At 54.1% G+C, this 13,052-nt stretch carries 10 protein-coding genes; 7 read left to right on the top strand and 3 right to left on the bottom strand.

Translation table 11 applies throughout. The features are described from left to right. Positions 1-244: 244 nt before the first annotated feature. The 3 genes from thiB to thiQ are packed head-to-tail and all read left to right on the top strand — an operon-like array spanning position 245 to position 3,505. The gene (gene thiB, locus FOB24_RS05715) at positions 245-1,228 is read left to right on the top strand and encodes a thiamine ABC transporter substrate binding subunit (RefSeq protein ID WP_069324065.1); all 984 of its coding nucleotides are present in this window, start codon (positions 245-247) and stop codon (positions 1,226-1,228) included. Then, positions 1,204-2,814, top strand: coding sequence for a thiamine/thiamine pyrophosphate ABC transporter permease ThiP (thiP, locus tag FOB24_RS05710; RefSeq protein ID WP_038637161.1), 1,611 nt, complete (start codon positions 1,204-1,206; stop codon positions 2,812-2,814). The genes thiB and thiP overlap by 25 nt, the downstream gene beginning before the upstream one ends. Next, positions 2,798-3,505 (top strand): thiamine ABC transporter ATP-binding protein ThiQ, encoded by a 708-nt coding sequence (thiQ, locus tag FOB24_RS05705; RefSeq protein WP_150344654.1) that lies wholly within the window; start codon positions 2,798-2,800, stop codon positions 3,503-3,505. The genes thiP and thiQ overlap by 17 nt, the downstream gene beginning before the upstream one ends. Positions 3,506-3,543: 38 nt before the next feature. On the opposite strand, the gene FOB24_RS05700 is transcribed toward thiQ, so the two are convergent. Beyond that, positions 3,544-4,311: a DedA family protein gene (locus tag FOB24_RS05700; protein ID WP_038637157.1), complete on the bottom strand. Its 768-nt coding sequence runs from the start codon at positions 4,309-4,311 to the stop codon at positions 3,544-3,546. 119 nt (positions 4,312-4,430) lie between these two features. Further along, entirely contained in the window at positions 4,431-5,276 is an 846-nt protein-coding gene (araC, locus tag FOB24_RS05695) for an arabinose operon transcriptional regulator AraC (protein WP_150344653.1), read from the bottom strand. A gap of 340 nt (positions 5,277-5,616) precedes the next feature. Here araC and araB point away from each other — a divergent pair, with 340 nt between their 5' ends. The 3 genes from araB to araD all read left to right on the top strand — a co-directional run bounded on the left by araB (position 5,617) and on the right by araD (position 9,632). Continuing rightward, the gene (gene araB, locus FOB24_RS05690; RefSeq protein ID WP_069324067.1) at positions 5,617-7,326 is read left to right on the top strand and encodes a ribulokinase; all 1,710 of its coding nucleotides are present in this window, start codon (positions 5,617-5,619) and stop codon (positions 7,324-7,326) included. A gap of 10 nt (positions 7,327-7,336) precedes the next feature. Next, positions 7,337-8,839 (top strand): L-arabinose isomerase, encoded by a 1,503-nt coding sequence (gene araA / locus FOB24_RS05685; protein WP_150344652.1) that lies wholly within the window; start codon positions 7,337-7,339, stop codon positions 8,837-8,839. Positions 8,840-8,936: 97 nt separating this feature from the next. Next, the gene (gene araD / locus FOB24_RS05680) at positions 8,937-9,632 is read left to right on the top strand and encodes an L-ribulose-5-phosphate 4-epimerase (RefSeq protein ID WP_150344651.1); all 696 of its coding nucleotides are present in this window, start codon (positions 8,937-8,939) and stop codon (positions 9,630-9,632) included. A gap of 42 nt (positions 9,633-9,674) precedes the next feature. Here araD and FOB24_RS05675 read toward each other — a convergent pair whose 3' ends face one another. Next, complete coding sequence (locus FOB24_RS05675) at positions 9,675-10,058, bottom strand: DUF4751 family protein (RefSeq protein ID WP_038637140.1); 384 nt, start codon at positions 10,056-10,058, stop codon at positions 9,675-9,677. Between the two features lie 597 nt (positions 10,059-10,655). Between FOB24_RS05675 and polB the strand changes: the two genes are divergently transcribed. After that, a complete protein-coding gene (gene polB, locus FOB24_RS05670) occupies positions 10,656-13,007 on the top strand; it encodes a DNA polymerase II (protein WP_150344650.1) in 2,352 nt (783 codons plus the stop codon). The last annotated feature ends 45 nt before the right edge of the window (positions 13,008-13,052 follow it).

The following is a 13,052-nucleotide window of genomic DNA, read 5'->3' as shown; positions in this document are numbered from 1 at the left end:
ACGGGGTGCTAAATAAAAAACATACACAAAATCATTCATGATGCCTCAAGGCGGCAAGCGAGTGAATCCCCAGGAGCATAGATAACTATGTGACTGGGGTGAGTGAGCGCAGCCCACACAGAGGCAGCGTGAATGATGAAGTGTATGGGCTGAGAGATACCCGTCGAACCTGATCCGGATAATGCCGGCGAAGGGATTTGAGGCTTATCTCAAGTCCTTTGCCACCCAACTCTTGAGGTGCAAAGTGTTTAAAAAATGTCTTCCGCTTTTGCTGCTGTGCGCAGCGCCTGCCTTCGCCAAACCGGTGCTGACCGTCTATACCTACGATTCGTTCGCTGCGGACTGGGGGCCTGGCCCGACAATCAAAAAAGCCTTTGAAGCTGACTGCAACTGCGAACTGAAGCTGGTCGCGTTGGAAGATGGCGTCTCGCTGCTTAACCGCCTGCGCATGGAAGGAAAAAACAGCAAAGCCGACGTCGTGCTGGGACTGGATAACAACCTGCTGGAAGCCGCCACGCAAACCAAACTGTTCGCCAAGAGCAATGTCGCAAACGACGCCGTTGACGTACCCGGCGGCTGGAAAAATGACACCTTTGTTCCGTTTGATTACGGCTACTTCGCTTTTGTCTATGATAAAAACAAGCTGAAAAATCCGCCAAAGAGCCTGAAAGAACTGGTCGAAAGCGATCAGAAATGGCGCGTCATTTATCAGGATCCACGCACCAGCACGCCAGGGCTGGGCCTGCTGTTATGGATGCAAAAAGTCTATGGCGACAAAGCACCGGAGGCGTGGCAGAAACTGGCAGCCAAAACCGTCACCGTCACCAAGGGCTGGAGCGAAGCCTACGGCCTGTTCCTGAAAGGTGAAAGCGATCTGGTACTGAGCTACACCACCTCTCCGGCCTATCACATCATTGACGAGAAAAAAGATAACTACGCCGCCGCCAACTTTAGTGAAGGTCACTATTTGCAGGTGGAAGTCGCCGCCCGCACCGCGGCCAGCAAGCAGCCGGAACTGGCTGAGAAGTTCCTTAAGTTTATGGTTTCTCCGGCATTCCAGAATGCCATTCCGACCGGCAACTGGATGTATCCGGTGACGCAGGTTGCTCTCCCATCAGGATTTGAGCAACTGAAGAAACCGGCCACCGCGCTGGAATTTACCCCGCAGCAGGTTGCGGCTCAGCGTCAGACATGGATTAGCGAATGGCAACGCGCCGTCAGCCGCTAATTCCCGGCTGGCTGGTTCCAGGGCTTTCTGCCGCCACGCTGATGGTCGCAGTAGCCCTGGCCGCGTTTCTGGCGCTATGGTTTAACGCCCCACAAGGAGAATGGCTCTCGCTGTGGCGAGACGACTACCTGTGGCACGTGGTGCGTTTTTCTTTCTGGCAGGCTTTTTTATCCGCAGTGTTGTCGGTTGTCCCGGCAATTTTCCTTGCCAGAGCACTTTATCGCCGCCGTTTCCCCGGACGTCTGGCGCTGCTACGCCTGTGCGCGATGACGTTAATCCTGCCGGTGTTGGTCGCGGTCTTTGGCATTCTCAGCGTGTATGGCCGTCAGGGCTGGTTAGCCTCACTCTGGCAGATATTCGGGCTGGAGTGGACGTTTTCGCCGTACGGTTTGCAGGGTATTCTGCTGGCGCACGTTTTTTTCAATCTGCCGATGGCCAGCCGTCTGCTGTTGCAGTCGCTGGAAAATATTCCCGGTGAACAGCGACAGTTAGCCGCTCAGTTGGGTATTCGCGGCTGGCATTTCTTCCGCTTTGTCGAATGGCCATGGTTACGCCGTCAGATCCTTCCCGTCGCCGCGCTCATCTTTATGCTGTGCTTCGCCAGCTTCGCCACCGTTTTGTCGCTGGGTGGCGGGCCGCAGGCCACCACCATTGAGCTGGCTATCTATCAGGCGCTGAATTTCGATTACGATCCCGCCCGTGCCGCTATGCTGGCGTTGATCCAGATGCTGTGTTGTTTAGCGCTGGTGCTCCTCAGTCAACGCCTGAGCCGCGCTATTGCGCCCGGCACCACGCTGGTTCAGGGCTGGCGCGATCCCGACGATCGTCTGCACAGCCGTCTGGCAGACTCGTTGCTGATTTTCCTGGCCCTGTTGCTGTTGCTGCCGCCGCTGTTGGCAGTGATTGTCGATGGTCTTAACCGCCAGGTTCTGGATGTGCTTATGCAGCCGGTTCTGTGGCAGGCGTTGGGAACTTCACTGCGCATCGCGCTGGCGGCAGGGGCATTGTGCGTGATACTCACCATGATGCTGTTATGGAGCAGTCGCGAACTGCGCGCCCGACAGCAGGTGCTGGCAGGCCAGGTACTGGAGCTTAGCGGCATGATGATCCTCGCCATGCCGGGCATCGTGTTGGCAACCGGCTTCTTTCTGCTGCTCAATAACACCGTTGGTCTCCCCGAATCCGCCGACGGCATTGTGATTTTCACCAACGCGCTGATGGCGATCCCTTACGCGCTGAAGGTACTGGAAAACCCAATGCGTGACGTGACCGCACGCTACAGTATGTTGTGCCAGTCGTTGGGAATTGAGGGATGGTCGCGGCTGAAAGTGGTTGAACTGCGGGCACTGAAACGTCCGCTGGCGCAGGCGATGGCTTTTGCCTGCGTACTGTCGATTGGCGATTTTGGCGTGGTGGCGTTATTTGGCAATGAGGATTTCCGCACCTTGCCGTTTTATCTATATCAGCAGATTGGATCTTATCGCAGTCAGGATGGCGCGGTTACGGCGCTCTTGCTGCTGATCCTGTGTTTTACGCTGTTTACCGTTATTGAGAAATTGCCGGGTAGAAATGTTAAAACTGATTGATATCACATGGCTTTACCACCATTTGCCCATGCGCTTTACGCTGTCAGTCTCGCGCGGTGAGCAGGTCGCAATACTCGGGCCCAGCGGTGCCGGGAAAAGTACGTTGCTGAATCTGATTGCCGGCTTTCTCACGCCTGCCAGCGGCACAATGATGATTGAAGGTGAAGATCACACCGCAACGCCTCCTTCGCGTCGTCCCGTCTCCATGCTGTTTCAGGAAAACAATCTGTTCAGCCATCTGAGCGTGTGGCAAAACATCGGTCTGGGTCTTGATCCGGGATTAAAACTGAACGCATCGCAGCGGGAAAAAATGCGCCACATCGCCCGGCAAATGGGGCTCGATTCACTGCAGGAGCGACTCCCCGGTGAGCTTTCCGGCGGGCAGCGACAACGTGTGGCGCTGGCGCGTTGTCTGGTGCGGGAGCAACCCATTTTGCTGCTCGATGAACCGTTCTCTGCGCTCGATCCCGCGCTGCGTCAGGAGATGTTAACCCTGGTCGCCGAGGTCTGCCGTGATAAGCAGCTTACGCTGCTGATGGTTTCCCACAGCGTCGAAGATGCGGCGCGAATTGCGCCCCGGTCAATCGTGGTCGCCGACGGACGCATTGCGTGGCAAGGCAAAACAGACGAGCTACTAAGCGGTCAAGCCAGCGCCTCAGCGCTGTTAGGCATCAAGCCTCATATTTCGTAGGCCGGATAAGGCGAAGCCGCCATCCGGCAAAGGAATCGCTAGTAACCCACAACTTTGCGCAGAATATCGATATATACCGGCATCAGCGGGTGACGCAACAGCGCCACCAGCGCGACCACGCCGATCCCGAGCGTCAACGGCGCCAGATACAGTAAACGGCTGCGGGGGAAATACGCAGTTAAACGATCGACTGCCGCTTTGCCGCTGCGCCACAGCCGCCAGCATAACCAGCCTCCAACCCACAGCAGCAACGCCGTCGCCAGCAGCAGCCATTTGAAATCTCCGCTCTGCATATCGGAAGGAATATCGATTGCCGCGCCCGCCAAAATACCCGGCAGGAAATAGAACGGCGGCCACAGCACGCAGCCAATAATATTCGGGACTATAAATTTTGCGACAGGCAGATCCAGCATACCCGCCACCATCGGCACCAGCGGACGCGTTGGGCCGACAAAACGGCCCACCAGAATGGTAAACATGCTGTGCTGATGCAGCGCATGCTCGGTTTTATCCAGCAGCGCCTTGTTCTTTTTCATGAACGACCAACGGTGCAGCGGCTTTTTAAAGCGCCAGCCCAACCAGAAGGAGATCCAGTCCCCCAGCAGGCAACCGACGATGCCCGCAAGCCAGGCATGCCAGAAATTCAGTTCGCCACTGCCAATCAGCGCTCCCAGCCCCGCCATCATCACGGTACCGGGCAGAATCAGACCAACCAGCGCCAGCGACTCCAGAAAAGCCACCAGAAGTACGGCGATCAGAGAGTACAGGGCGGACTGGAGAATAAAGTGTTCCAGCAATGCTTGCATAATGTGTCCGTCAGATTTACGAAGCAGGGATTTTGATAACCCTTCTCAACTTCGTCAAGCCATCAATTGTCTGAATAGATTGCCAGTTATGACAACTTTCAGGACACATCATTCACTTTTTATTCACATCCAGCACGGAACTCGCTCGGACTGGCGCCGGTACATTTTTTGAAAACGCGAGAGAAATAGAGCTGGTCATCAAAGCCGACGTTGCGACCCACCGTGGCGATAGGCATTCGTGTGGTACTCAGCAGTAGCTTCGCCTGACTGATTCGCTGATCCTCACGCCAGCTTAATACGCTGATGCCCAATTGCTGGCGGAACAGGTGTGACAAACGGGAAGGCGACAGGCAGACGTGCTGTGCGACGCTGGCAATATCAAAATTGCTGTCCGCCAGATGATCGCTAATGTACTGACAGGCATCACGAACGCGGTTGTCCATTGGCGGGTGCAGCGACTCATTAATGGCTTCCATACGTCGGAGTAACAATTGCTCCAGCAAATTAATCGCCAGCAGTTCGGAATAGCGTCCCTCTCCCTGCCCGGCATTGATGATCTGCCCAAACAGTTCGTTGAAATGCGGTTGATGCGCTTCATCAGGGCGAAAGAAACCGGTCTGGGCAAAAATGGCCGGCCAGGCCAGCCACTCCTGCCAGTAAGCGCGTGGCCGGAAGTAGACCCACTGGTGATACCACTCGCTGGCGTCAGGATGGCGTCCGTAGTGGTGAATTTCGCCAGGCGGAAACAGCAAAATATCGCCAGGTCGACAGACAAACTGCTTGCCCTGATTATTAATGATCCCTTCCCCACGAATAGTGAGATTGAGGATATAGCCTTTCATCCCCAGCGGCCTGTCGATAAAAAAATCCAGGTATCCGTTCGCCTCAATGGGGGTCAATCCAGCCACCAAATGTGCGTTAAACGAATAGCCCGGCAGGAGGGGATCGTTTTGCGTTTCAGCCATAATTTCAATACTCCCTGGGTTCTGCTAAGAAACAATTTGTCCATATTACGCCAGACATCATCGCCGTCGTCCCGGCGGGCCACAGTTGTTTGCGGTAATGGACCATCAACCCCGCTTGTGAAAAGCAATTTGTAAAAAACATGTACCACGCCAACGTCAAAATCGGCTAACAAAAGTGTCTATAACTACGGCAGAAATGTCCACATTGATTATTTGCACGGCGTCACACTTTGTGATGCCACAGCATTTTAGTCCATAAGATTAGCGAATCCTGCCTGACGGTTTTTATCCCTGGTCACTACTGTTTATCCATACCCGTATTTTTGGATGGAGTAAGACGATGGCGATTGCAATTGGCCTCGATTTTGGTAGTGATTCGGTACGCGCTTTGGCGGTGGAATGTGCCACTGGTGAAGAAATCGCCACCAGCGTTGAGTGGTACCCACGTTGGCAGGAAGGGCAGTTTTGCGACGGCCCAAACAACCAGTTTCGCCATCATCCGCGCGACTACATTGAATCCATGGAAGCAGCGCTGAAAACCGTACTCGCCGAACTGAGCGCGGAACAACGCGCAGAAGTGGTCGGGATTGGCGTTGACAGTACCGGCTCAACCCCGGCGCCTATCGATGCCGACGGCAACGTACTGGCGCTGCGCCCGGAGTTCGCGGAAAACCCGAATGCGATGTTTGTTCTGTGGAAAGATCACACCGCGGTAGAAGAAGCCGAAGAAATTACTCGCCTGTGCCACACGCCAGGCAAGATCGATTACTCCCGCTATATTGGCGGTATTTATTCCAGCGAATGGTTCTGGGCAAAAATCCTGCACGTGACTCGCCAGGACCACGCGGTCGCCGAGGCGGCGGTCTCATGGATTGAGCTGTGTGACTGGGTTCCGGCCCTGCTCTCCAATACTGTGCGCCCCCAGGATATTCGTCGCGGTCGCTGCAGCGCCGGGCATAAATCCCTGTGGCATGAAAGCTGGGGGGGGCTGCCGCCAGCCAGTTTCTTTGACGAACTCGACCCCATCCTCAACCGCCATCTGCAATACCCAATGTTTAGCGACACCTTCACGGCGGACCTGCCGGTTGGCACTCTGTGTGCCGAGTGGGCGCAGCGCCTGGGTCTATCGGAAAGCGTGGTGATTTCAGGCGGCGCTTTTGACTGCCATATGGGCGCAGTCGGCGCAGGCGCACAGCCCAATACGCTGGTGAAAGTCATCGGCACGTCTACCTGCGACATTCTGATTGCCGATAAACACAGCGTTGGCGAACGCGCGGTGAAAGGCATTTGCGGGCAGGTTGATGGCAGCGTGGTGCCGCATTTTATCGGTCTGGAAGCGGGGCAATCTGCTTTCGGCGACATCTATGCCTGGTTTAGCCGCGTGTTGAGCTGGCCGCTGGAACAGCTTGCCGCGCAGCACCCGGAACTGAAAACCCAGATTAAAGCCAGCCAAAAACAGCTGCTGCCAGCGCTCACCGAAGCCTGGGCGAAAAATCCGTCGCTGGATCACCTGCCGGTGGTGCTCGACTGGTTTAATGGTCGTCGTACGCCGAATGCCAACCAGCGTCTGAAAGGCGTCATTACCGACCTGAATCTGGCAACCGATGCGCCAGCGCTGTTCGGTGGTCTGATCGCCGCCACGGCCTTTGGCGCGCGCGCCATCATGGAATGCTTCACCGAACAAGGCATTGCGGTTAACAACGTCATGGCGCTCGGCGGTATCGCGCGTAAAAACCCGGTCATCATGCAGGCCTGCTGCGACGTGCTAAACCGTCCGCTACAGATTGTCGCTTCAGACCAGTGCTGCGCACTCGGTGCGGCTATCTTCGCCGCCGTTGCCGCGCAGGTCCATGCAGACATTCCAGCCGCCCAGCAACACATGGCGAGCGCAGTAGAAAAGACGATGCAACCTCGCCCAGAACAGGCTCAACGTTTTGAACAACTTTACCGCCGCTACCAGCAGTGGGCGGTAAGCGCTGAACAACAATACCTTCCGACTGCCGCTCCGGCGCAACAAGCCCCGGTAGACCTGGCAACCCTGACTCATTAAGGACACGACAATGACAATTTTTAATAACTATGAAGTGTGGTTTGTGATTGGTAGCCAGCACTTGTATGGCCCGGAAACCCTGCGTCAGGTAACCCAACATGCCGAGCACGTTGTTAACGCACTGAATACGGAAGCTAACCTGCCCTGCAAACTGGTGTTAAAACCGCTGGGTACTTCACCTGACGAAATTACCGCGATCTGTCGTGATGCCAACTATGACGATCGCTGCGCAGGTCTGGTGGTCTGGCTGCACACCTTCTCTCCAGCCAAAATGTGGATTAACGGTCTGACTATCCTCAATAAGCCGCTGATGCAGTTCCACACCCAATTCAACGCCGCCCTGCCGTGGGACAGCATTGATATGGACTTTATGAACCTGAACCAGACCGCACACGGCGGTCGCGAATTCGGCTTCATCGGTGCGCGTATGCGTCAGCAGCACGCCGTGGTCACCGGCCATTGGCAGGATAAGCAGGCGCACGAGCGTATTGGCTCCTGGATGCGCCAGGCGGTGTCCAAACAGGATACCCGCCATCTGAAAGTCTGCCGTTTTGGCGACAACATGCGTGAAGTAGCGGTCACTGACGGCGATAAGGTTGCCGCACAGATCAAATTCGGCTTCTCGGTAAATACCTGGGCCGTGGGCGACCTGGTGCAGGTAGTGAACGCAATTAGTGACGGCGAAATCAACGCGCTGATCGACGAGTATGAAAGCACCTACACCATGACGGCGGCCACACAAGTCCATGGTGAGAAACGTCAGAACGTACTGGAAGCCGCCCGAATTGAACTGGGAATGAAGCGCTTCCTTGAGCAGGGCGGATTCCACGCCTTCACGACGACATTTGAAGATTTGCACGGCCTGAAACAACTTCCGGGTCTGGCCGTACAGCGTCTGATGCAGCAAGGCTACGGCTTTGCGGGCGAAGGCGACTGGAAAACCGCCGCTCTGCTTCGCATCATGAAGGTGATGTCAACCGGTCTGCAGGGCGGCACCTCATTTATGGAGGATTACACCTACCACTTCGAGAAAGGCAACGATCTGGTGCTCGGCTCACACATGCTGGAAGTGTGCCCGTCAATCGCTGTGGAAGAGAAACCGATCCTCGACGTTCAGCACCTCGGCATTGGCGGTAAAGACGATCCTGCCCGTCTGATCTTCAACACCAAAACCGGCCCGGCAGTGGTCGCCAGCCTGATCGATCTCGGCGATCGTTATCGCCTGCTGGTTAACTGCATCGACACGGTGCAAACGCCGAACGACCTGCCGAAACTGCCGGTGGCGAACGCATTGTGGAAGGCCCAGCCGGATCTACCAACCGCATCCGAGGCCTGGATCCTTGCCGGTGGCGCGCACCACACCGTCTTCAGCCATGCGCTGGATCTGAACGATATGCGCCAGTTCGCTGAAATGCACGATATCGAGATCGCAGTAATCGATAACGAGACCCGTCTGCCGGCCTTTAAGGACGCGCTGCGCTGGAACGAAGTGTATTACGGGTTCAAACGTTAATTGGTGAAACGGATTGCCCGGTGGCATTTCATTTACCGGGCCTACAAATCACCGTAGGCCGGATAAGTGAAACGCCATCCGGCATTCAGGAGTTAACATGCTAGAAGATCTTAAACGTCAGGTACTGGAAGCGAATCTGGCACTGCCCAAGCACAACCTGGTGACGCTGACCTGGGGTAACGTTAGCGCCGTCGATCGCGAACGCGGCGTGTTTGTGATTAAACCTTCCGGTGTCGATTACAGCGTCATGACCGCAGACGATATGGTTGTTGTCAGTATCGCCACCGGGGAAGTCGTTGAAGGCACGAAAAAGCCCTCCTCCGATACCCCAACGCACCGTTTGTTATATCAGGCATTCCCGACCATTGGCGGCATTGTTCATACCCACTCGCGCCACGCGACAATCTGGGCGCAGGCGGGTCAGTCGATTCCGGCGACAGGCACCACCCATGCGGACTATTTCTACGGCGCCATTCCCTGCACACGGAAAATGACCGAGGACGAAATCAACGGCGAGTATGAGTGGGAAACCGGTAATGTGATCGTTGAAACCTTTGAGAAACAAGGGATTGACGCAGCGCAGATGCCAGGCGTACTGGTGCACTCTCACGGTCCGTTCGCCTGGGGAAAAAATGCCGAAGATGCGGTGCATAACGCCATCGTGCTGGAAGAAGTCGCCTATATGGGGATATTCTGCCGCCAACTCGCTCCGCAGTTGCCGGATATGCAACAAACCCTGCTGGATAAACACTACCTGCGTAAACATGGCGCAAAAGCCTATTACGGTCAGTGAAATGACGCCAGGCGCGTCCGGAAACAATGACGCGCCTTCTTATTATTGAGTTATATATTCCGCAAACGTACTTCGATACACACAATTATTAGCACAAACGTATTTAATCACATTATCATAATGTCCCAGCGCCTCTTCGCCATCCAGAGAATGAAAGAAAATATAATCTGCAATTGTTGACTGCCAGCGTTGGCCGTTCAACAGATAATTAATAACCGTATCACGATGCCCATTTATTCTGTCCTGTCCTTGCCAGTGAAAGAAGGCATTCCCACGATCAATAATCTCAGAGCGCCAGATTTGACCTGACCATGTTCTATACTCAATGTATTGACTTACCGACTTAATAGTCGGGTTAGATAGCTGAGTATTAACAAATAAATAGTGGTCATATCCTACCTGTAACGCCTGAGTATAAACATTCATAACACCTCTCCATTTCACAACACACCCAAGCTATTGATATAAAACACCCGAGCCGCCAGATGAATAAAAATTACATCAGGAGATAAAAATCAAATTATGCAGAGAGATATTCCCGACGAAATCGTACCGAAAATCTGTTTTTATCCAGACAATAGTAATCCAATAATATATATTATATTCAACCTGACAACCCGAATGCTTCGATTAAAATAGTTACACTAACCATGAATAAAAACAAATTAAAAAAAGTGTAATTTTTTCTGAACCGAGGGGTAAGTAGCAGAATGGGTTAAGCACTATTCTGAAAATGTGAAAAAACTCCTGAAGCAGACTATCAATTTATGGAAAACACATAATCGAAAAGCAGTAATTTAAATAAATAATCAAAACAGACTAATCAAATAATTTACGGAAGTATAACCAGAAACTGTATTCATAAATTAAATAGTTCGACACTGAAATTTTGTACCCGAAAAGAATTTTACTGTCACTGCGACTGCATCTTACCGCGACTTTTATCTTACAACTGTACAAAATAACAGTACAATCGTGCAATCCAGGCTATAATCATGCCTGGTTTTTTAATGGATACACAGCGTGGCGCAGGCAGGCTTTATTTTAACCCGGCACTGGCGGGACACCCCGCAGGGAACTGAGGTCTCATTCTGGCTGGCGACAGACGACGGGCCGCTGCTGGTCACGCTCGCGCCTCAGGAATCCGTCGCGTTTATACCTGGCAGTCAGGTTCCGCGCGTTACATCATTATTACGTACAGAGAACGGCTATCGCCTGACGCCGCTTCAGCTACAAGATTTCCACCGCCAGCCCGTTTCGGGTCTGTATTGCCGCTCCCACCGCCAGCTTATGCGGCTGGAAAAACTCCTGCGCGAAAACGACATCACCGTTTATGAGGCTGACGTACGCCCGCCAGAGCGATATCTGATGGAGCGCTTTATCACGTCCCCGATCTGGGTCGAAGGCGACAAACATAACGGCACGCTGATTAATGCCCGCCTGAAGCCAAACCCGGACTATCGACCGCCGCTAAAATGGGTATCGCTGGATATCGAAACCACGCGGCATGGTGAACTCTACTGCATCGGTCTTGAAGGCTGCGGGCAGCGTATTGTCTACATGCTCGGCCCGGCAAACGGCGATGCCTCGGCGCTGGATTTTGAACTTGAGTACGTGGCTAGCCGACCGCAGTTGCTGGAAAAGCTCAACGACTGGATTGCCCGTCATGATCCCGATGTCATCATTGGCTGGAATGTGGTGCAATTCGATTTACGCGTCCTGCAAAAGCATGCCGAACGTTATCGCATCCCCCTGCGTTTTGGTCGTGATAATAGCGAACTGGAGTGGCGCGAGCATGGCTTCAAAAACGGCGTGTTCTTCGCGCAGGCCAAAGGTCGACTGATCATTGACGGCATTGAAGCGCTCAAATCCGCATTCTGGAATTTCTCGTCATTCTCGCTGGAAACGGTGTCGCAAGAATTGCTGGGCGAAGGAAAATCGATTGATAACCCGTGGGACCGAATGGACGAAATTGACCGTCGGTTTGCCCAGGATAAACCCGCGCTCGCTACCTACAATCTCAAAGACTGTGAGCTGGTCACGCGCATTTTTCATAAAACCGAGATCATGCCTTTTCTGCTGGAGCGCTCGACGGTCAACGGTCTGCCGGTCGACCGTCACGGTGGTTCGGTTGCCGCCTTCGGCCACCTCTACCTTCCGCGCATGCACCGGGCGGGTTACGTGGCGCCAAATCTGGGGGAAGTTCCCGCGCACGCCAGCCCCGGCGGCTATGTGATGGACTCGCGCCCGGGATTGTACGACTCCGTTCTGGTGCTGGATTACAAAAGCCTGTACCCCTCAATTATTCGTACATTTTTGATCGATCCGGTGGGGCTTATCGAAGGGATGGCGCACCCGGATCGGGAGCACAGCACCGAAGGTTTTCTTGACGCCTGGTTCTCACGCGAAAAACACTGCCTGCCGGAGATCGTTACTCAGATCTGGCACGGGCGTGAAGAAGCAAAACGCCACGGGAATAAACCGCTCTCGCAGGCGCTGAAAATTATCATGAATGCGTTTTACGGCGTACTGGGTACTACCGCCTGTCGCTTTTTCGACCCGAGACTGGCCTCATCAATCACGATGCGCGGCCATGCGATCATGCGCCAGACCAAAGCGTTAATTGAGGCTCAGGGTTACGACGTCATCTATGGTGATACCGACTCAACCTTTGTCTGGCTTAAAAAGGCGCACTCAGAAGATGATGCCGCCCGGATTGGCCGGGAGCTGGTGAGCCATGTCAACTCGTGGTGGGCGCAATCGCTAAAGCAACAAAATCTGACCAGCGCGCTGGAGCTGGAGTTTGAAACCCACTTTTGTCGCTTTCTGATGCCGACTATTCGCGGTGCGGATACCGGTAGTAAAAAGCGTTACGCCGGGATGATTCAGGAAGGGGCTGAACAACGCATGGTGTTTAAGGGGCTGGAAACGGTTCGCACCGACTGGACACCGCTGGCGCAACAATTCCAGCAGGCGCTGTACCTGCGAATTTTTCGTAACGAGCCGTATCAGGAGTTTGTCCGCGAGACCATCGACCGTCTGATGGCAGGTGAACTGGATGCACAACTGGTGTACCGCAAACGCCTGCGCCGCCCGTTAAGTGAATACCAGCGTAATGTTCCGCCACACGTCCGCGCGGCACGACTGGCTGATGAGCAGAATATAAAACGAGGTCGCGCGCCACAGTACCAAAACCGAGGCACCATTAAATATGTCTGGACAGTAAACGGCCCTGAACCTGTGAATTATCAGCAATCTGCTCTCGATTACGAGCACTATCTGACCCGTCAGATACAACCGGTTGCCGAGGGAATACTTCCCTTTATTGATGATAACTTTGCTACACTACTCACAGGGCAACTGGGGTTATTTTGACGCGTGACGAAACCGCCGCCATCCAGTACCATAGCGCCCTTTCCA

It is taken from the genome of Citrobacter werkmanii (assembly GCF_008693645.1).
Taxonomy (GTDB): Bacteria; Pseudomonadota; Gammaproteobacteria; order Enterobacterales; family Enterobacteriaceae; genus Citrobacter; species Citrobacter werkmanii.
This window is presented reverse-complemented; position numbering and strand designations above follow the sequence as displayed.